Below are 19,273 nucleotides of genomic sequence, written 5' to 3'. Positions count from 1 at the left end.
TACTTGCTCAAATAGAGCGGCTATTTTTTCGCCATCGCCAACAGCTCTTGTGCATGTTCAATGGTTAATTTCGTAATTTCACTTCCTGCGAGCATACGCGCAATTTCGTTTACTCGCTCTTTTTCAGATAAAATTCGGACGCTTGTTTCTGTCCGACCCGCCACGATTTCTTTTTCAATAAAATAATGTTCATCGGCAACGGCCGCCACTTGTGGCAAGTGCGTGATACACAACACCTGCGAATTTTCTGAAATTTGATAAATTTTATCGGCAATCGCCTGTGCTACTCGGCCACTAACTCCTGTATCCACTTCATCAAAAACAATACTAGTGATCCCTTGCGTTTGAGAAAAGATTGTTTTCATAGCTAGCATCACTCGCGAAAGTTCTCCGCCAGAAGCCACCCGAACTAACGGTTTTAATGGTTCCCCTGGGTTAGTAGTAATATAAAATTCTACTCCGTCTAAGCCATTTTCTTGTAAATGCTCAAGTTCTGTAAAACGGACTTCAAATTCCGTTCGCTCCAAATATAGTTCTTTTAATTCGGTTAAAATTTGTTGTTCGAGCTCTTTGGCTAGGCGCTTTCGTTCTTTTCGTAAAGCTAATGCTTGTTGATGAGCGGCTTGTTGTTTCTCTGCAAGCAACGCTTCTAAGTCACCTGTACCACCTTCCAAAAAATCAGCCTCTGCTAACTCTTTGGTGATTTCTTCATAGTAAGATAAAATCGTTTCGATTGAATCGCCATATTTACGTTTCATTTGACGGATTAATTCCAAACGATTTTCTACTTCATTCAAGCGGCCTTCGTCTAGTTCTAAGCCATCAATCAACCTAGAAAGATCTCCACTGGCTTCTTGTAGTAAGTAGTAAGCATTTTGAACAGTATCTGACAATGTTTTATATTCTGAATCAAGGGATTCAATCGAAGCGAGTTCATTCATACTTGTTCCGATTTTATCCAAACTACTATCGTCTTCACCATTTAGCGCGGCATAACTAATCGTCAGTGCATCAGCAATCTTTTGAAAATTGTTCAGTTTATTGCGTTCTTCTAACAATTGTTCTTCTTCGCCAGCGACTAACTGTGCACTAGCAATTTCATCACTTTGAAAATGAAGCATGTCCATTCTTTGGGCAAATTCTTTTTCATTTTTTTGTCGCTTTCTGACTTTGGCTTCGAGTGCGCGATACTCTTGATACGCCTGTGTATATTTTTCTTTGATTGCTAAAAGTTTTTTCCCACCAAATTCATCTAACATATCAATATGGCGTTCACTTTGCATCAATTCTTGATGTTCGTTTTGGCCATGAATATCTACTAAATATTCCCCAATTCTTTTTAAATTAGTAATGTTGACAATTCGTCCGTTGACACGGCAAACATTTTTACCAGAAGCGGAAATATCTCGTTGAATCACTAAAGAATCTTCTTCTGTTTCAATACCTAATTCTTCTAATAATTGCTTTAATTCTTGACTTTTCGGCATTGAAAAAAGTCCTTCTAAGGTGCATTTATTTGCTCCTTGACGAATATAGTCACTGGAGCCACGTCCGCCTGTGAGTAATCCCATTGCATCAATAATGATGGATTTCCCCGCACCCGTTTCTCCCGTTAAAACGGTCATACCCATTTGAAACTCTAATTGTAACGAAGAGATAATCGCAAAATTTTTCACGGAAAGTTCTTGTAACATCTTGTTCACCTCATTCTTTATAGATAGCTTAACAGCTCTTTATGAAGTTTTTCTGCTGCTTCCTCAGTTCGTGCAATCATGAGGACACTATCATCATCGTTGATGACGGCAAAAAGTTTCTCTTGGTAATTCTTTTCGATTAAACTACCACACGCCGCCGCATTGCCAGGAATGGTTCGTAATACGACATATTTTTCCATTTGTTCTGCAGCTACAAAGGCATCTTTTAAAAGCTTTGCAAGTTTAGCACTCGTATTAGCTTGTGTTTCTAATGGAAGGCTATATCGATAACCCCCTTCTGCAGATGGAACTTTGATCAGTTTCATATCTTTAATGTCGCGAGAAATTGTTGCTTGTGTTACAGCTACGCCCTTTTCTTGTAAGTAGTTGACAAAATCTTCTTGCTTTTGAATATTTTTTTCAGTCAATAAACGTGTAATTAAACGGTGTCTATCTTGCTTTCTCATGGCGCCGCTCTCCTTTTCAGTTTACTCTTGCCCTCATCATAGCTTATTTTTATGCATTTTAAAAGATGAATTACTAGATTTATACAAAAAAGAAGCTTTCACCTATAGGCGTCCACTTCTTTCTTCTAACTTTTCTCATCATTCCGCTAATTTTTGATGCGCATGCGCGACAACTTCTTCAATGGATTCTGGCGCTTGATAGGATCCTTCCCCTTCAACAGAAACTAAATGTGCCAAAAATTCAATGTTTCCTTCGCCACCAGTGATTGGTGAAAAATCTAAGTTTTTCACATCATAACCGTTATTCATGGCAAAGCGTGTAATTTCCTCCACAACCATTTGATGGGTTTCTGGATCACGCACGATTCCTTTTTTCCCAACAAACTCTTTGCCAGCTTCGAATTGTGGCTTAATTAACGCCACCACACTACCGCCTTTTTTCAAAATATCATGAAGAGGTGGCAAAATTAAGCGTAATGAAATAAAGGAAACATCAATCGTTGCAATATCCGGCACCCCTTCAGTGAAATCTTCAGGTTTACTATAGCGAAAATTGGTACGTTCCATTACCACCACGCGTTCATCTTGCCGAATTTTCCATGCTAGTTGGTTATAGCCAACATCTAAAGCGTAACTCAAACGAGCCCCATTTTGTAAAGCAACATCGGTAAAACCACCTGTGGAGGAACCAATATCTAACATTGTTTTGCCTTGAACGTTGATTGCAAAAACATTTAGTGCCTTCTCTAGTTTTAAGCCCCCACGAGAAACATAAGGCATTACTTGGCCCTTAGTATGTAAGGGTGTCTCCACAGAAATTTTTTCCCCTGGTTTATCTAAACGTTCATTTTTATCATTGTAAACCAAACCAGCCATCACACTACGTTTGGCTTTTTCTCGTGTTTCAAATAGTCCTTGATTAAACGCCAAGACATCGACGCGTTCTTTTTTCATAAGTGCCTTCTTTCTATCTCAATTGTAACTGAGTTAACAAGTTTGCTAAATGTTCTTCTGAAAAGTTGGGAACATTTGCTTTGATTTTTTCTAAAACAGCGCTACCTTCTGCTAATTGATGTGTTAGCGCATCTTTCGCACCGGCAATCCCTAAAAGAGCTGGATACGTACTTTTATTCAACGCTTCATCTCGGCCTACTTTTTTACCTAAATCTGCTTCTGTACTTGTGGCATCTAATAAGTCATCACGAATTTGAAAAGCCAAGCCATAGTGATGCGCAAACTGTGTCAGTAAACCAATGACTTCTTCTGTTTGATTGGCTAATATGCCCCCAGCAATTAAGGCGAATTCAATTAGCGCTCCGGTTTTCTTTTCATGAACAGCCGCTAACTCTTCTAAAGTCAAGCTGACTTTTTCTCCTTCAATATCACCCATTTGGCCGGCAACCATGCCTTGATTCCCCGCTGCCTTTGCCAGTTGTTGCATCAGTAAAACTTTTTCACTTAAGCCTAATTGGCTCAAAGAAAGTAACTGAAATGCGCCTGTTAATAAGCCGTCCCCTGCTAAAATGGCAGTCGCTTCACCAAACACTTTGTGATTGGTTGGTTTGCCACGACGTAAATCATCATCATCCATTGCTGGTAAATCATCATGAATTAATGAATACGTATGAATCATCTCTAAAGAGGCAGCCACTTGATAGTCTTGTGTTTCCATCTCTTTTTGAAAAGCGGCCACTGTTGTTAGCACTAATAGCGGGCGTAATCGTTTGCCACCTGCGTGTATTGAGTAGAGCATTGCTTCTTTCAAACGCTCATTTTCAGTATATTCTGCGATAAAATCGACCATGACTTTTTCAACCAACGGTAAATGCTGTTGACTAAAATTCGTCATTACGCTTCCTCGCTCTCTTCAAAAACAATTTCTTTATTGTTTTCTGTCATCATTTTCGTTAAAGTTTTTTCCGCTTTTTCCAATGTATCTTGACATTGTTTACTTAATGCCATGCCCTCTTGAAAGGCAACTAAGGCTTCTTCCAAAGGAACATCTCCTCGTTCTAAGCGCTGAACGATTTCTTCTAAGGCATTTAATGATTCTTCAAACGTTTTTTCTTTTGCTGGCATGTTAAAACTCCTCTTTTTTCGCTGTTATTGTTTCGACGTTTGCTTGAACTGTACCGTCAGCATAATGAATCGTTAATTGATCTGCTGGCTGTAACTCGGTAACAGTTTTAACGACACGGTCCTCTTTTGTAGTATAACTATATCCTCGACCCATAATTTTGAGTGGGCTGAGTAAGTCTAATTGTTGAACAGCAGACGTGAATTGCTTTTGTTTGTTTAGGAACAATTGTGTCATTTGTGTTTGCAAGTTTCGTTGTAAAAACGCCAACTGTTGCTGACTTTCTCTTAATTGTCCCTTTGGTGTCTGTTGTTGCAATTGAGCGATAATTCCTTGGGCTTGACGTTGTTTTTGGTGATGAATCGTTGTCATTGCTTGGAAAAGACGTTGCGTCATTCGATCTAATTTAATCGTTTGACCTTCATAAAGTCGCTCAGGTTGCTTAAACACATAAGAATTTTGTAGTCGTTGGAAACGTTCTGTTCGTTGTTGTAAGAGATATAAAAAGCTTTGTTCTAAACGACTACGCCGTTCACTAATTCTTAATAGTTCTTCATTTAAAACTGGTACCGCTAGTTCCGCTGCTGCCGTTGGCGTTGCTGCACGAACATCTGCTACCATATCGGCAATTGTCACATCTGTTTCGTGACCAACCGATGAAATAATCGGTGTGGTGGCAGCATGAATGGCTCGAGCCACTTTTTCTTCATTAAATGGCCATAAATCCTCGATTGAACCACCGCCACGGCCGATGATCATCGTATCAAAATCGCCTTGCGCATCGGCTCGCTGAATGTTCCGCACAATGTCATCCGCCGCCTGCTCGCCTTGGACCAAGGTTGGAAAAAGGACCAGTTGTGCAATCGGATACCGTCTTTTAACTGTCGTAATGATATCCCGAATAACAGCACCACTAGGACTTGTAACCACAGCGATTCGTTTGGGATAACGAGGCAACTGTTGTTTAGGCCCTTCAAAAAGTCCTTCTTTTCCTAGTTTTTCTCTTAATTCTGCCAATGCTTGATAAAGTGCACCTACACCATCTGGTTCCATATGTTCAATATAAATTTGATAGGAGCCGCTGTTTTCATAAAGCGAAATCCGCCCCACCACCATGACTTTCATGCCTTCTTTTGGTTGAAACTTCAATTTTTGAAAGGCTGATTTAAACATAATTGCAGAAATCTTCGCATGGTCATCTTTTAAACTGAAGTACTGATGCGCGTTCGCTCGGAAGCGAAAGTTCGAAATTTCACCTGTTAAATAGACACGTCCTAAGTAAGGGTCTGCATCAAATTTACGTTTTAAATACTTCGTTAAGGCTGTTACTGTTAAATATTGTTGCGTCATTTTTTCACCTTACTTTTGTTTTTTTGCTGCCTCGACTGTTTGATACATTAACATGGTAATCGTCATTGGGCCAACACCTTTGGGAACCGGCGTGATATAGCTTGCAATTTCAGAAACTTCATCGAATGCTACATCACCAATCAGTTTTCCTTCTTGATTGCGATTCATACCCACATCAATCACTACCGCACCTGGTTTCACGAACTCTTTGGTGACAAAATGCCCGCGTCCAATTGCTACAACTAAAATATCCGCTTCTTTTGCAACTTCTGCTAAATGTTCAGTTTTAGAGTGGGCAATCGTCACGGTCGCATTTTTCATTAACAATAATTGTGCCATTGGCTTGCCAACAATATTACTTCGACCAATAACCACCGCACGTTTACCTGTTAAATCAATATCATAAGCTTCAAACATCTTCATAATTCCATACGGCGTGCAAGGAATCATTTCAGGTTTGCCTACAAACAAACGGCCTAAATTCATTGGATGGAACCCATCTACATCTTTTTTGGGATCAATCGCTAATAAAATCTTTTCTTCATCAATATGTTTTGGCAAAGGTAGTTGTACAAGAATGCCATGAAAGCGTGAATCTTGATTATATTTGTCAATCTCAGCCAATAATTCTTCTTCTGAAATAGTTTCTGGTAGTTTTTCGACCTTTGACAGAATGCCAATTTTGGCTGCTGCACGTTCTTTATTTCTCACATACGTTTGGCTGGCAGGATTTTCCCCAACTAATAAAACAACTAATCCTGGTTGGATGCCTTGTTGTGTCATCTTTTCTACATCTTTTTGAATCTCTGCTTGCATTTGATCTGCTAATTCACGACCGTTAATTACTGTACTCATTCCTTCGCTCCCTCTATTGTTTCTTTACTTCTTTAATAGTATTTATTTTAGCATATAACCCAGTATCTTAACACCAGTTAGATAGTAAAAAAAGATTCAGAGCTTACGCCTCTGAATCAATTTCTTTCATTACATTTGATAACACACCATTAACAAATTTACGTGAACGGTCGTCGCTGTATTTTTTACTTAACTCAACGGCTTCATTTAATGCCACAATGTTTGGCACATCTGAAACGTATAGCATTTCAAAAATAGCTAAACGTAAAATAACAATATCTATTTTTGCTAAGCGTTGCATAGACCAGTTATTACCTAAATGGTTCGTAATCACTTCGTCTAGTTCTGCTTTGCGGCTACACACACCGCCGACAAGTAAATCTAAATACGTAGGGACTAGGTCTTCGCCATCTTCACTGACGATTTCCCGATTATCATAAGCCAATGCATAATCAATGGCATCTTGTTTGGTTAAATCAGCATTAAAATCTAAAGGAAAAAGGGCTTGGAGCGCTTTTTCACGAATCTCGTGACGGGTTAATTCTGTTTTACTCATTCTCTTCTCCATCTTCATCTTCTGGGAATAATTCATTTAAGTCTGGTTGAGGGATTTTTTCAGGTACTACCGCTACAACATGAATATTCACTTCAACTAAATCAATATCTGTCATAAATAAGACTTGTTGTTTCACACGGTCTTGCATTTCTAACGCAACTTTTGGTACAGAAACACCGTAGTTCAAGTAACAATAGATATCGACTTTTAAGCCTTCTTCTTCTGTTCGTAAATATACACCTTTGCCGTGTGCTGCACGGCCTAATAATTCATTCACATTATTGGCAAACGTGCCGCGCATCCCATAAACGCCCTCTACTTTTGAAGCAGCGATTCCGATAATTACTTCAATGACTTCAGGAGCGATCACGATTTCTCCTAAAGAATCGTTTGCATTGATTACAAGATTTTTTTCTTCTGACATTTGGTTGTCCTCCTTATCTATTACGCACAAAATCGTTAAATAAACGATTTATTTGATGAATCACTAAGTCTCTTAAGGATTCTCTTTTAAGCAACGGATGATTCTTAAAAATTAAAACAACACTGGTTTCTTCAGTTAGTTGTGAAAGAACGTCCAAATTTTGCTTATCAATACTCGTTCTTAGTTTATCATTAATTAGCCTATTTCGCTACCAGAAAAGCTAAGTTCTGACTAAAAGAACAGATAATTTCTTGTCATAAATTTCTAATTCAAGCCTTTAGACGTAAAAATAAGAAAGACCAAGTAATTTTGGCTTTCTTATTTTTACATCTTTATTCTTCAGGATAACGTTCCATTAGTTTCGTCCGATGCTTTTGCATAATCATTTCTAAAGAGATGTCATATTTATCGGCTAAAATAAATAAATTATCCAACACATCGCCTAACTCTTCCGTTAAATTTTCCAGATTCTCTTCATCCGCCAAAACTGTTTCATCCGGTCGATCACGGCCAATTTCAATTGTCCGAATGGCCCGACAAACTTCGCCGACTTCTTCTGTTAAAAAGTTGGAACGAATAAACGGATCATATTGATACCAGTTACGTTTTTTATAAAACGCACTAATAAACCGCTGATACTCTTGGATATCCATGTTCTCCCAACCTTTATAAAATGATTAATTCTTTTGGCGCATGTGTTAATACACGATTACCTTCAGCAGTAATTAATAAATCGTCCTCAATACGCACGCCACCAATTCCTGGCAAATAAATTCCAGGTTCGTCCGTAATCACATTCCCTGGTACAAACTGTTTATCTGCTCGGAATGAAACATTTGGTCCTTCATGAATTTCTAACCCAATGCCATGACCAGTGCTGTGACCAAACGCATCGCCATAGCCATAGGAAGCAATATGATCCCGTGCAATCGCATCTAATTGAATGCCCGTCAACCCAGGTTTAGCTTCTGCTAACACTTTTAATTGTGCTTCTAAAACAATGTCATAAATTTCTTTTAGTTTTGGCTGAATACTACCAATGGCAAATGTCCGTGTCATATCAGAAACATAGCCTTCATAATAACAACCGAAATCTAAAGTGATTAACTCACCTTTTTCGATGACTTTATGGCTAGCAACACCATGTGGCATCGCCGAACGTAGACCGCTGGCCACAATTGTCTCAAAAGAAACACCACTGGCTCCTTTTGACCGCATGAAGAAATCTAATTGATTAGCCACTTCAATCTCTGTCATTCCAGGTTTAATCATCTCTAAGACAAAGGCAAATCCTTGATCCGCGATGGCACACGCTTTTTCAATAATCGCTACTTCTTCTTCATCTTTCACTTCTCTTAATTCTTCAATCAAACCCATTACAGGAACTAATTCACATGGTAAAATTTCTTCCAATAAGCTATAATCAGCGAAACTAACTTGCGTTTCTTCAAAAGCTAAATTATCTAATTGCAAACGTTCAGCTAAATCTGCTACTTCGTCAAAAATATGTCCTGTGTTTTTAACGATAGTAAAACCAGTTGCTTGTTCCGCAGCTTGTTCCGTATAACGAAAATCCGTTACAAAAAAAGCTTTATCTAATGTAATCATTGCCAAGCCCGTTGTCCCAGTAAAATTGGTTAAATAACGTAAATTATACGGACTTGTCACTAAAAATCCTTGTAAATTATTTTCTTTCATTAACTCCCGTAGCTTTTCGACTCTTGCCATCATTGGTTCGACCTTCTTTCTTTTTTCTCATTTTTCATTATAGCAAATTTACTTCAGAAAAGCATGAATCACCAAAAAACTTCATCGAGAAAGTTTACTGAAAATTTTACCTTTCCTTATTTTTTGCTTAACACTTTTGTAGTAAACTAATTTAGCGACTTCAAGGAGGAAATTATGAACGTTTATTTATTTCTGGCACTATTTTTCATTATTATCGGCATTTTAAGCTATAGTTTTTTTATTGAACCTAACTGCTTAGTCATACACAAAAATCAAATTAAAGTAACAGAATCAGGGAAAACCTTACGGATTGTTCAACTCTCTGATATTCATTTAAAAAAGAATTATTCTGTGAAGGCCTTAAAACAGATTGTTGAAAAAACAAATACATTACAACCAGACATAGTCGTTTTTACAGGAGACTTATTTGATGATTATGCCCGTTTCGGTATCGAAATTCAGGATGAAGTGAGTCAACTTTTCCGTAAAATTAACGCCCCATATGGCAAATTCGCTATTTATGGCAACCACGAGTATAGCGGCTTAGATACCAATTTTTACGAAACAATCTTAGAAGCTGCCGACTTTACCGTACTAAAAAACACGGGCAAATTACTGCCTGTCTCACACCGTATCTCCTTGTACGTCGCTGGTTTAGAAGATTCGTTATATGGACAAACCGACTTAGCTGCAGCTTTAGTCAACCGCCCTACTGGAACGCCCACTCTGCTACTAACCCATGAGCCAGATGTCGCAGACTCAGCAGTCAACAAAAACATTGACCTCATTTTAGCAGGACATAGTCACGGCGGACAGATTCGCTTGCCTTTTTTCACTTACAAAAATCAGCTTGCTAAAAAGTATACACATGGGCTTTATCATTTAGAAGATGAAACGCCGCTAATTGTTCACCCAGGAATCGGAACCACTAAAATCAGCGCACGCTTTGGTGTCTTACCAACAATTGAACTGATTGAGTTAACTATTTAACTATGCATTAAAAAGACCGCCCCACGTTAGAGAAAAATTCTCACGTTAGACGGTCTTTGATTATGTTCGATTAATGATGAAAATCTTGCTCGTGATCTTCTTCTACTTTCGCTTTTCCTAGCGTATAAAATTTGCTGCCATTTAACCCGAGAATAAATAGCACAACCACTAGTAAAAGAATTGATAAAGATAACAATAAAGTCTGCAAGCCATCGCCATGTGCAACCATTAATTGACGTAAAATTGCGGTTAAACAAATTAAAATCAAATAACGAATCGGAATATGGTGTCCTTCTTGAATATAGCGAAGAATCATCATAATAAACTCAAATAACATAAAGAATGAAATAATTTCTTGCATGATAACTGAAAAATTATCCGGCGTCATTGGCTTCATGAGATATGTAGCGAGGTCAACTAAATAACTAGCCATAAATACTAATAAGAAAACTCCTAAAATCCCTAATACAATATCCAAAATCAAATTCACGTACTTCTTTACTACACTAAAATTCTTCTGCATAATACCCTTCTTTCTTTTGACTCAATTATGTTATAACATGCTTGTTATTACATTAAATATATCATCAATTAACCTTGTCAGACAAGCAGTTAAACCCAATGTGAGATTTTTTTTATTTTGAGATGTTTCTTCATTTTCCGGCTAACCCTTTATGCAAGACAAAAAAAGCTGAATCCGCAGATTCAGCTTTTTAATCGTATTAGTTAGCTACTGGATAAACTGATACTTGTTTTTTGTCGCGGCCTTTACGTTCGAAACGTACCACACCGTCAACTTTTGCAAATAACGTATCGTCGCCACCGATTCCAACGTTCACACCTGGATAAATTTTAGTTCCGCGTTGACGGTATAAAATTGAACCACCTGTAACTGTTTGGCCATCAGCACTTTTAGCGCCTAATCGTTTAGATTCAGAGTCACGGCCGTTTGATGTAGAACCGCCACCTTTTTTATGGGCAAATAATTGTAAATTCATAGTCAATAACATAGTCTGCACCTCCTATTTCTCAGTGATTGTTTTTATTTGAATAAATTCAGTATTTTCGTTCTCTATTGATTGTAAACCTAATAAAAGATTTTCTAATAGAATTTGGGCAATATTTTTTTGTTCCTGATTGACAGTTGTTAACATCTCGACATAAAGGTAGCCACCTTCTACATCGTCAACTTCGACAATCGGTTCAAAACCTGCTAAGGCATCAATCCCATTGACTGTGCTAATTGCTAAGGCAGAAACTGCCGCGCAAACCACATCGCTGCCATAAGGACCTGCTTCAGCATGCCCGGTTAATTCGAATGAAACGATTCGGCCGGAGCCTGTCCGTTTAAAAGAACCTTTAATCATTGATAGGCCTTCTTTCCTGTCAACAAGAGAGATTAAGCGTTGATTGCTTCGATCATAACTTTTGTATACGGTTGACGGTGACCTTGTTTACGGTGAGAGTGTTTTTTAGGTTTGTATTGGAAAGTCACGACTTTCTTTTGTTTGCCGTGTTTTTCAACAGTTCCTTCAACAGTTGCGCCTGCAACAGTTGGCGCACCAACTTTTGTAGATTCGCCACCTACTAAGATAACTTCGTCAAAAACAACTTTCTCGCCAGCCTCAACGTTTAATTTTTCAACGTAGATTGCTTGACCTACTTCAACTTTCACTTGTTTACCACCAGTTTTGATAATTGCGTACATGCTATACAGCACCTCCTTCTTCTAGACTTAGACTCGCCATCCCAAGTGATGATTACTCATGCTTAAAAACTTGTTCTGTGCGGTTGTAGCTGTGGAGACCACAATTACAACACTAACTATAATAACAGAACCAGAAAACCTCGTCAATATAAACTCTCTATTTTCTTCACTTTCTCTCTCCAAAAAAACTTCTTCTGTTATTTAAATTTCCGATTGACTTTCTAACACTACTTCCATTATAATTAGCTTTGTTGTGTTACAACTATTGTCATAGTAGCTCAGCAGGATAGAGCATCCGCCTTCTAAGCGGACGGCTGTACATCCGCCAACAATCTTTTGCGTCCGTAGCTCAGCTGGATAGAGCATTCGCCTTCTAAGCGAAATGTCGGGGGTTCGAACCCCTCCGGACGCGTTTAAAGCGTTGTTCAATCAACGTTTTGACAATTTAATAGGTGGTTAGTAAAGTATCTATTTTGCTAACACTTGCTTAAAATGATCTGTTAGTTGACCTCGAAATCTGCTAACAGGTTTTTTATTTTCCTAAAAATCATATCAAAACACCTCGTTTTTGCTAACACTTTTGAACAACATTTTATTTCTCCCCACTAGCTCTCTTCTATTTTCCCAGTAGCAATAAATTTTCACGCATACTTTTTGGTAAAGCTTGCACAACTTTCAACAACTCTTGCTCTTCCTCACCTAAAACTTCAATGTTATTTTTAGGTTCTTCGCCATAAAATTCATCGTTTAATTTAACCGCATTAAATCGTCTATCTTCATCGAGAATATGACTATAAACATCAGTAACCATATCTGCTTTTGAATGTCCTGTATCCCCCTGAACACTTTTAATATCACCATTGGTCATTTTTAGCTTATAGCTCGTGCTTAAGTGTCGTAAGCTATGAAACTCTATCTTAGGTAGATTATGTTTCTTACAGAGCTTTTTAAGCCTATTTCCAATCACTGTGTTTTCACAAGGACGTCCATCTTCGAGACAAAAAACAAGATTAAAATCGTGGTACTCTGAACCCAAAATTCTTTTCAGATTTTCTTGCTTCTTTTTATGTTGTAAAATCATATTTACAACTACCTTTGGAATCCAGACAGTTCGATAACTAGACTCTGTTTTAGGAGTCATTAAAACAACTCGAGTTGTGTTCGTTGGAAGCGTGGGAAAGATTTTTACAATATCTTTCTCTTGTAATCTATCTATAGCTTCTTTAGAAACTCTTGATAATTGCTTTTCGACAACTAATCTCGCTCTATTTTCTGCAACAGTGACTTCATCAATAAAAAGGTTATCCCATGTTAAACCTAATATTTCACCTATGCGTAAAGAGCAAGAGAAAGCTACGTGCATACAAATTTCAAGTAGATCATCCTCTACTACCTCTAACGCTTTTTTAAATGTCTCAATTTCCCAAACAGTTCTTGTATATTTAGGAATTTTAGGTAAAACAGCTGATTTTGCAGGATTAGTAGATGTCATAGGTAAATACTCCCAAGCAATTGCTTGCTTTAGCGCTGAACGTATAATATCATGAATTTTTTTCACATTTGCAGGTTGAAGTAACTTTCCTCTAGCAGGACGATTTCCTGCTGCTTCTTCTACTGTTAACAATTGATTGTAATACTCTGAAAGCATTCGTGGTTTTATATCGGTTAGCAATACATCTCCAATATAAGGAGTAATGTATTTGTTAATCAGCATTTCTTTATTCCTCAATGTATTTACTGACCATGTTACACGTCCATAAATTTCCACATAACATGCCAAGAATTCTTTAAAAGTAATTCTGTTTGTCTCAGAAATTTCATCAGGACTCATTACAGCATCATTTTCAGGGGGAACTAGAACTGAACCATGAACGGATTGATAGTATTCAATAAATTTTTGTCGTTGAACAGCTTCTTTCTGTAAATCATAAGACTCCCATTTCTGCTTTGTCTTATTTTCTGAATCAACATAACGATAAATTACTGCAAAATTTTTATTTCTTTTCTTCAAAGTAGCCATCAAAAAAACTCTCCTAATCTGAATGATTAGTGTTAGCAACATTATTCAACCAATTATCGAAAGATTTTTTTGAAACACGTATAACTCTACCTATTCTTACAACTGCAAACCTATTTTCTTTAATAAGTTTATAAGCTGTTTTGTTGCTAATTGATAACAATTCAGCAACTTCTTTGATAGTATATGTTTCTTTAACATCCATTGCTTTTATGGCAAAACTCCTTCCTCAAACTAGTGATAGCTTGAATTAATTATAACATATTTTAAACGCTTTCTTCTTTTGTTAGGCTACTCTTTTGCATTGAGTACATAGGAATTTCACCTCTCCGCAATTTACGCCGAGCTTTACAGAAGTATCATTATCTTTCTAAAGGTCATGGCTACTACATACGCACACATATAGCTTATTGCATTTATTTGACCGCAAAAGCGATAAACCAACAATGGCTAACTTTAGAAATAAACGTACCTAACAAATCTATTTAGTTTTCAAGGAACAAATTTGAATCTTCACTGTATAAATAACCAATTAATTTCAAAAATGAAACTTTAAAACTAAAGTTTTTACCAACTTTTCAATAAGAAAAAACCTGCTGAGACTTCCCTCAAAGCAGGCTTTAGCTTATTTTAAATTTCTAAGATTATGAAATAGTTTTATTTTTCCCTTTGGCAATTCTTTTTTCATTCAATTTTCTCCACATTAAGAATGTATTATCAAGCTGATTTTCGGAAAAAGCAGTATGTTGGCGTATTTGTTCATTCACCCAACTAGATATCTCGACAATCGGAATATTTCTCCTTAATTTATCATCCAATTCTTTTAACAATTGATCATAATTTAGTAAATCATCTACAATTGGAATTTTAACATTGATGAGATCTCCGGGTAATATTTCTAGTGCCCCACCACCAAAAATCCTTCCTTCCAACTCAAAAGTTAAAAGCGTAGGAGAAGAATACATTAAAAATAAAAATTTAGATATGTTTATACCCTCACGAAATTTAATTCTATGAAAAGTATCTGTACTAGTCGCTTGAATTTCATTTTTTACAATACGAGGAAATTCTCCAATCCGCCTCAACATAAATGCATCCGGTACCCAAATGGAAGGGATATCGAACCAACGTTTCCTTAAGCTTAATTTATAGCCATTATTCTCACCATTTTCAATTCCATAGTCTATATAGTTTTGGGCATTTCTCGATAACTCTTTACCGTTAAAATCCAACATCCATACTTTTTGATTAGCGCTAATGTTTTTTTCTAAATCCTTTTGTTCATAAAAAACACCGTTTACTTCTATACTTCTTCCTAATAACGGACGCGCATATTCCTGCAAATCATAACTTTGAACAATAGAATTATTAACCACAAAAAAGTTATTATTACCCGTAGTGACTCCTATTTCACCTTTAGCAAATTCATTAAAACTCTTCATAAACTTTGGAAAATCAAGTTCATAGAAGATTCTTTCTTCTCGTGAAAGATAAAACTTAGTCCATTTTTCAGAACCATAGGATGTGTATTGATCGAAAGGCACATTAAATATATCGTTATTTAATCCGCTACTGTTCTCTAAATTAATAATTCTTAAATTATGAGTTCTAGATCGTTGTAAATCTAGAATATTTTTTTCACCAAGTAACAACACAACATCTTGTTGTATTCCTTCGAACACTAACTCGTCAAAAGTAATTATAGTTAAAGAAGACAGACTATTAAACAAAAAATCTCTTAATTGCTTAGCATAAGATACTTGCAATAAATCTGTTGGCAAAATAAAAGCAATTTTCCCTTCCTCTTTAACCATTTCAACCGAAGCAATTGTGAAAGCCATCCAAGCATTGATTAATTTGTTAGATCTTACTCCATTATTTTCAAGGATGTCACTTTGGAAATCACGTTGCTCTTTTGTAAGATATTGATATCTAATATACGGAGGATTTCCTAGAACAACATCATACCCTTCTGTTTCTCCTTTAAGCTTTTGGCTTCTAAATTCTTCATAAAAATCATAAAAATCTATATTTTCAACCTTAAAATTAGGAAAATCTTCTGTTTTTCTAACAATCTTACTTGCTTCTTCCTCTAAAATCTCCACTGCTGTAACATCTATATTTCCATCAATACCTTTTAAACTTTCTATAAACACCCCGTCACCAGCAGACGGTTCCAAAATCTTTTGGTATCTATCAGGTTCAATTGCCCAAGTAGTTAAAAATTCTGCAATTTCAATAGGTGTATAGTATCCTCCACGTAGCTTTTGTGATGTTTGCTTGTTCTTATCATTCACTTTGATTCTCCACCTTAAATTGAATTAACTCATTAAATAAAGTATTTATTTTATCTATATATGCAGCTTTTTTCTTTTCTTTAAACTCTAGTTCTCTAGTTGTTAATTTAAGATTTATTGAATTATTTATAGATTCTATTTTTTTTACATAATCTTCAATCAGCTTATACCTATCAAACTCAAAATTATTAGTGAAATCAATTGGTAATAGCGGAATGTCTTTGTATGTTCCAGTGCCATGTGTATAGAACTCTCCTTCAAATGAACTACCAATAGTTTGAAAAATCATATCCGTGAACGGATGACTTAACCAAGCTTGAATATACTCTAAACTATAAGGAGACCCTTGCTTCATTAATAATGCAATAAATCCAGCCGTCCCCCCTGAAGCAAACAACATCCTGTTACGATCAATATTGAAATTGGGTTGATTTGACATTACTCCTACAAGTATTTTATCAACATTGGATTCTTTTAAAAACTGAGTTCGGCCATATTGATACCATTCGCTAACATATTGAACATCCCTTTTACCACCTAATGATTTAGGAAGCAGTTCTTTTTTATGTCTAATTAGATAACTCAACGTATTTGGATATTTAGCTTCCATTGTTGCATAATCAATAATTTTACCATTAATATATGGAAAAATAACATATTTACTTGCTTTCATCTGCATATATGATTTCCCCTGTACCTTAGAAGGGGTTTGATAGAACTCTTTTAATAAAGCTTTCTCTATTGTAACATATTCAATATCTTTCTTTTTAGTTACTTTAAAAGTAACAGTTTCTTCATTTTCTTTCACTATAAATTTTTTATCAAGCAAAAAAACAGTATTCGCACTTGTTTGAATCCCGTTTACTGGAGTTATTTCTGACTCTATATTCGGAAAATTATTCATTGCAAATCGATATTGGCTCCTTAACTCTTCATTTTGAGTCAAAAACCAATGAGAGTTACCCAAATCTCGAATATCATAAGTTAATCCATTATCACTTTTAAATGCATCATCTACAGATTTGACAACAGAATATTGAAATTTAGGACTAGAAAATTTTCCAAATTGTACAACTGCAACATAGTTAATAACATTTTGAAATAATTGAGTTGTTTTAAAATCAAGTATTGATGATAATCCTTGATTTTGATAAATTCTTTCTCTAAGTTTATTCGCAGCTCCAACTGTAAAGAATTTATTTGGAACCAATAAAATGGCTATACCATTTTCGTCTAAAAGATCTAGAGTACGTTCTATAAATAAAAAATACTTGTCATACTGCTTATAAGAAGAATAATACTTAGACTTATAAATTTCAATTTCTATTTCAGAAGTAGATTCTAATATTTCCTTTGTTTGAAGATAAGGAGGATTCCCTACTATTATATCAAAATTCATTCCATCAAAAATTGTATCTGACATCGGTGCTATATCTGTAGCATCTTCATAAGAAAGAGTAGTGTAATCTATATCACTTTCATTTACTAATGAATTACCACAAACAATAGTATCTTTCAAAGATGGAAGTAACGGAGTTATTTCTTTTATTCGATCTTTTTTTTCATAGGATAGCAATCGAAGTAACAACGAAAATCTAGTAAGTTGGACAGCTTGATTATTAATATCAAAACCTCTAAGCACATTTTGAATAATTTTCTTTTTTATTTTAAATGGAACTAAATATGGTGTAGGTGCAACCTTCTCTTTATTTGAGTACCAATCTACTAAATAATTCTCTATATAATTATATGTCTCAATAAGAAAAATACCTGATCCCACTGCTAAATCACCGATTTTTAATCGTAAAATTTCATCCGGCGTTAACCCATCAATCTTTTTTTTCATAACTTTTTGAACCATCAATTTTACAAGTGAATCTGGAGTGGAAATAACAGCTTTAATTTTAGCGCTCTTTGTTTTCTCCAATTTGACATTATTAAAAGTATCAAAAACAATTTCTTCTTGTAAAAAATTTTCATAAATTCTACTCAAGATTGATAAATCAATTACTGAAAAATCATATGAAGCATTTGGAAAATACAAACTTTCAACAATAGTTTTTAAAGTACTTTCTTTTATATTTAAAATAACATCTGGTGTTTCAAAAATACCTGAATTATATCTTTTATCTAAATCTTTAAAATAAGATTGATAATCAATATGTTTATTGATTGTTCTCTTCAGTTTTTCAGTGTCTTCAAATCTATTATCTTCAATAAATCTCAAAAAAATAAGTTGATTCAAAAATATTTGTACGCTTTCATTTAACGTAATTGGATCTTTAAAGTCCGCTACCGAGCTAGTGATTAAATCCTTAGCCACTAAAAGTCTCCATTCATTTAACTGCTCTAAAAAAACTTGATCCAAAGCCAGTTTTGTTGCATTGGATGGTGCAATACTATTAGTCCAATAGTCAAATTTGCCACTTACGACGCTTTCCCGTGACAACAAATCATATATTTCGTCAAACTTGTCAACAAAGTCTTTATAATGATAAAGTTTATATCTATTATTAGCTACTGTATCTTTTTCTTTGGGTTGCTGATAGGTAGTGTAAATTGCAAGATATTCGAAATTTGTTAGAACTGAAATTCTATGACCGCTATTCCATCCATATCGTCGTACTTGCATAGCTGGTTCAATTTCCTTATCTATATCAACACTTACTTTTTTTGCTTCTACATAAAAAATACTTGAACTATTCATTCGGATTGAATAATCTGGCCTATCAAAACGATTGGAATATTCCTCTGCAACAACTTCTCGATCATTAAAAGTCAAATTATCTGGATTTGATATATCCCAACCTAGCAACCTAAGAAATTTATCAATATATTGTTGTCTTGTCATTTGCTCGTTAAACTTAGAATTTTTGGCTTTATATAAATTGTAATCACGTTCAAAAGCTGCAACGATTTTTTTTAATTCTTCTTTTTCCATCAAATGATTCATCGTAAACACCCTTTTCATAAAAAATAAAACCTTTTTAATAGGCTAAATTGTTTGCTTAATTATAACAAATCGGTCTAAACTATACTATGTTTTTATTGTGATGAATTAATTTTCTACCTGTACTAGTTAAGCTTGAAGAATCTATCAATGTTTGAGA

The 19,273-nt window shown here is 35.5% G+C and carries 20 protein-coding genes, 1 tRNA gene and 1 other annotated feature; of the genes, 2 read left to right on the top strand and 19 right to left on the bottom strand.

Features of this window, described 5'->3' with window-relative positions; genetic code table 11:
* Window positions 1-20 precede the first annotated feature (20 nt).
* From recN to IGL36_RS03815, 11 genes are all read right to left on the bottom strand, one after another.
* Window positions 21-1,694 carry a DNA repair protein RecN gene (gene recN / locus IGL36_RS03865; RefSeq protein ID WP_159154335.1) on the bottom strand — a complete coding sequence of 558 codons (1,674 nt, stop codon included), beginning with the start codon at window positions 1,692-1,694 and terminating at the stop codon, window positions 21-23.
* Between the two features lie 17 nt (window positions 1,695-1,711).
* On the bottom strand, window positions 1,712-2,161 hold the full coding sequence (locus IGL36_RS03860; protein ID WP_002358881.1) for an arginine repressor: 450 nt from the start codon (window positions 2,159-2,161) through the stop codon (window positions 1,712-1,714).
* A gap of 138 nt (window positions 2,162-2,299) precedes the next feature.
* Window positions 2,300-3,115 (bottom strand): TlyA family rRNA (cytidine-2'-O)-methyltransferase, encoded by an 816-nt coding sequence (locus IGL36_RS03855; protein ID WP_002364633.1) that lies wholly within the window; start codon window positions 3,113-3,115, stop codon window positions 2,300-2,302.
* A gap of 13 nt (window positions 3,116-3,128) precedes the next feature.
* Window positions 3,129-4,010, bottom strand: a complete 882-nt coding sequence (locus IGL36_RS03850; protein ID WP_002371528.1) for a polyprenyl synthetase family protein — start codon at window positions 4,008-4,010, stop codon at window positions 3,129-3,131.
* Window positions 4,010-4,240, bottom strand: coding sequence for an exodeoxyribonuclease VII small subunit (locus IGL36_RS03845; RefSeq protein ID WP_002364628.1), 231 nt, complete (start codon window positions 4,238-4,240; stop codon window positions 4,010-4,012). The genes IGL36_RS03850 and IGL36_RS03845 overlap by 1 nt, the downstream gene beginning before the upstream one ends.
* Before the next feature lies 1 nt (window position 4,241).
* Window positions 4,242-5,588, bottom strand: a complete 1,347-nt coding sequence (gene xseA, locus IGL36_RS03840; protein ID WP_002355877.1) for an exodeoxyribonuclease VII large subunit — start codon at window positions 5,586-5,588, stop codon at window positions 4,242-4,244.
* Between the two features lie 9 nt (window positions 5,589-5,597).
* On the bottom strand, window positions 5,598-6,443 hold the full coding sequence (locus IGL36_RS03835) for a bifunctional methylenetetrahydrofolate dehydrogenase/methenyltetrahydrofolate cyclohydrolase (RefSeq protein WP_002355876.1): 846 nt from the start codon (window positions 6,441-6,443) through the stop codon (window positions 5,598-5,600).
* 103 nt (window positions 6,444-6,546) lie between these two features.
* Window positions 6,547-6,999: a transcription antitermination factor NusB gene (gene nusB / locus IGL36_RS03830; RefSeq protein WP_002355875.1), complete on the bottom strand. Its 453-nt coding sequence runs from the start codon at window positions 6,997-6,999 to the stop codon at window positions 6,547-6,549.
* Window positions 6,992-7,423 carry an Asp23/Gls24 family envelope stress response protein gene (locus IGL36_RS03825; RefSeq protein WP_002355874.1) on the bottom strand — a complete coding sequence of 144 codons (432 nt, stop codon included), beginning with the start codon at window positions 7,421-7,423 and terminating at the stop codon, window positions 6,992-6,994. Before IGL36_RS03825 ends, nusB begins: the two co-directional genes overlap by 8 nt.
* Window positions 7,424-7,755: 332 nt before the next feature.
* The gene (locus tag IGL36_RS03820) at window positions 7,756-8,076 is read right to left on the bottom strand and encodes a MazG nucleotide pyrophosphohydrolase domain-containing protein (RefSeq protein WP_002355872.1); all 321 of its coding nucleotides are present in this window, start codon (window positions 8,074-8,076) and stop codon (window positions 7,756-7,758) included.
* A gap of 13 nt (window positions 8,077-8,089) precedes the next feature.
* Entirely contained in the window at window positions 8,090-9,154 is a 1,065-nt protein-coding gene (locus tag IGL36_RS03815; RefSeq protein WP_002391500.1) for a M24 family metallopeptidase, read from the bottom strand.
* Window positions 9,155-9,325: 171 nt separating this feature from the next.
* Here IGL36_RS03815 and IGL36_RS03810 point away from each other — a divergent pair, with 171 nt between their 5' ends.
* Entirely contained in the window at window positions 9,326-10,141 is an 816-nt protein-coding gene (locus tag IGL36_RS03810) for a metallophosphoesterase (RefSeq protein WP_002355870.1), read from the top strand.
* Between the two features lie 70 nt (window positions 10,142-10,211).
* On the opposite strand, the gene psiE is transcribed toward IGL36_RS03810, so the two are convergent.
* The 4 genes from psiE to rplU form a co-directional block, all read right to left on the bottom strand.
* On the bottom strand, window positions 10,212-10,664 hold the full coding sequence (gene psiE / locus IGL36_RS03805) for a phosphate-starvation-inducible protein PsiE (RefSeq protein WP_002355869.1): 453 nt from the start codon (window positions 10,662-10,664) through the stop codon (window positions 10,212-10,214).
* 199 nt (window positions 10,665-10,863) lie between these two features.
* Window positions 10,864-11,151: a 50S ribosomal protein L27 gene (rpmA, locus tag IGL36_RS03800; RefSeq protein ID WP_002355868.1), complete on the bottom strand. Its 288-nt coding sequence runs from the start codon at window positions 11,149-11,151 to the stop codon at window positions 10,864-10,866.
* 12 nt (window positions 11,152-11,163) lie between these two features.
* On the bottom strand, window positions 11,164-11,508 hold the full coding sequence (locus tag IGL36_RS03795; protein ID WP_002355867.1) for a ribosomal-processing cysteine protease Prp: 345 nt from the start codon (window positions 11,506-11,508) through the stop codon (window positions 11,164-11,166).
* 32 nt (window positions 11,509-11,540) lie between these two features.
* Window positions 11,541-11,849, bottom strand: a complete 309-nt coding sequence (gene rplU, locus IGL36_RS03790; protein WP_002355866.1) for a 50S ribosomal protein L21 — start codon at window positions 11,847-11,849, stop codon at window positions 11,541-11,543.
* Window positions 11,850-11,868: 19 nt separating this feature from the next.
* Window positions 11,869-11,944, bottom strand: a sequence feature (ribosomal protein L21 leader region).
* Window positions 11,945-12,187: 243 nt separating this feature from the next.
* Here rplU and IGL36_RS03785 point away from each other — a divergent pair.
* Window positions 12,188-12,261: transfer RNA gene (locus IGL36_RS03785), tRNA-Arg, on the top strand.
* A 204-nt stretch (window positions 12,262-12,465) separates the two neighbouring features.
* On the opposite strand, the gene IGL36_RS03780 is transcribed toward IGL36_RS03785, so the two are convergent.
* The 4 genes from IGL36_RS03780 to IGL36_RS03765 form a co-directional block, all read right to left on the bottom strand.
* Window positions 12,466-13,869 (bottom strand): site-specific integrase, encoded by a 1,404-nt coding sequence (locus IGL36_RS03780; protein WP_129238650.1) that lies wholly within the window; start codon window positions 13,867-13,869, stop codon window positions 12,466-12,468.
* A 13-nt stretch (window positions 13,870-13,882) separates the two neighbouring features.
* Window positions 13,883-14,071 (bottom strand): helix-turn-helix domain-containing protein, encoded by a 189-nt coding sequence (locus IGL36_RS03775; protein ID WP_129238649.1) that lies wholly within the window; start codon window positions 14,069-14,071, stop codon window positions 13,883-13,885.
* Window positions 14,072-14,510: 439 nt separating this feature from the next.
* Window positions 14,511-16,163: an Eco57I restriction-modification methylase domain-containing protein gene (locus IGL36_RS03770; protein ID WP_159154353.1), complete on the bottom strand. Its 1,653-nt coding sequence runs from the start codon at window positions 16,161-16,163 to the stop codon at window positions 14,511-14,513.
* Window positions 16,156-19,104, bottom strand: a complete 2,949-nt coding sequence (locus IGL36_RS03765; RefSeq protein WP_201292315.1) for an Eco57I restriction-modification methylase domain-containing protein — start codon at window positions 19,102-19,104, stop codon at window positions 16,156-16,158. The genes IGL36_RS03770 and IGL36_RS03765 overlap by 8 nt, the downstream gene beginning before the upstream one ends.
* Between the last annotated feature and the right edge of the window lie 169 nt (window positions 19,105-19,273).

Origin of the sequence: Enterococcus sp. AZ011 (assembly GCF_050548355.1) — a bacterium.
Lineage (GTDB): Bacteria > Bacillota > Bacilli > Lactobacillales > Enterococcaceae > Enterococcus > Enterococcus faecalis.
The sequence above is the reverse complement of the archived record's forward strand: the minus strand, read 5'-3'. Positions and strand labels throughout refer to the sequence as shown.

Excerpts from the sequence above, each read along its gene's own strand:
- IGL36_RS03825 (WP_002355874.1), bottom strand. The coding sequence starts at position 7,423 with ATGTCAGAAGAAAAAAATCTTGTAATCAATGCAAACGATTCTTTAGGA.
- IGL36_RS03765 (WP_201292315.1), bottom strand. The coding sequence starts at position 19,104 with ATGGAAAAAGAAGAATTAAAAAAAATCGTTGCAGCTTTTGAACGTGAT.
- xseA (WP_002355877.1), bottom strand. The coding sequence starts at position 5,588 with ATGACGCAACAATATTTAACAGTAACAGCCTTAACGAAGTATTTAAAA.
- IGL36_RS03815 (WP_002391500.1), bottom strand. The coding sequence starts at position 9,154 with ATGATGGCAAGAGTCGAAAAGCTACGGGAGTTAATGAAAGAAAATAAT.
- rplU (WP_002355866.1), bottom strand. The coding sequence starts at position 11,849 with ATGTACGCAATTATCAAAACTGGTGGTAAACAAGTGAAAGTTGAAGTA.
- recN (WP_159154335.1), bottom strand. The coding sequence starts at position 1,694 with ATGTTACAAGAACTTTCCGTGAAAAATTTTGCGATTATCTCTTCGTTA.
- rpmA (WP_002355868.1), bottom strand. The coding sequence starts at position 11,151 with ATGTTATTGACTATGAATTTACAATTATTTGCCCATAAAAAAGGTGGC.
- IGL36_RS03845 (WP_002364628.1), bottom strand. The coding sequence starts at position 4,240 with ATGCCAGCAAAAGAAAAAACGTTTGAAGAATCATTAAATGCCTTAGAA.
- psiE (WP_002355869.1), bottom strand. The coding sequence starts at position 10,664 with ATGCAGAAGAATTTTAGTGTAGTAAAGAAGTACGTGAATTTGATTTTG.
- nusB (WP_002355875.1), bottom strand. The coding sequence starts at position 6,999 with ATGAGTAAAACAGAATTAACCCGTCACGAGATTCGTGAAAAAGCGCTC.
- IGL36_RS03780 (WP_129238650.1), bottom strand. The coding sequence starts at position 13,869 with ATGGCTACTTTGAAGAAAAGAAATAAAAATTTTGCAGTAATTTATCGT.
- IGL36_RS03850 (WP_002371528.1), bottom strand. The coding sequence starts at position 4,010 with ATGACGAATTTTAGTCAACAGCATTTACCGTTGGTTGAAAAAGTCATG.
- IGL36_RS03835 (WP_002355876.1), bottom strand. The coding sequence starts at position 6,443 with ATGAGTACAGTAATTAACGGTCGTGAATTAGCAGATCAAATGCAAGCA.
- IGL36_RS03820 (WP_002355872.1), bottom strand. The coding sequence starts at position 8,076 with ATGGATATCCAAGAGTATCAGCGGTTTATTAGTGCGTTTTATAAAAAA.
- IGL36_RS03775 (WP_129238649.1), bottom strand. The coding sequence starts at position 14,071 with ATGGATGTTAAAGAAACATATACTATCAAAGAAGTTGCTGAATTGTTA.
- IGL36_RS03860 (WP_002358881.1), bottom strand. The coding sequence starts at position 2,161 with ATGAGAAAGCAAGATAGACACCGTTTAATTACACGTTTATTGACTGAA.
- IGL36_RS03810 (WP_002355870.1), top strand. The coding sequence starts at position 9,326 with ATGAACGTTTATTTATTTCTGGCACTATTTTTCATTATTATCGGCATT.
- IGL36_RS03855 (WP_002364633.1), bottom strand. The coding sequence starts at position 3,115 with ATGAAAAAAGAACGCGTCGATGTCTTGGCGTTTAATCAAGGACTATTT.
- IGL36_RS03795 (WP_002355867.1), bottom strand. The coding sequence starts at position 11,508 with ATGATTAAAGGTTCTTTTAAACGGACAGGCTCCGGCCGAATCGTTTCA.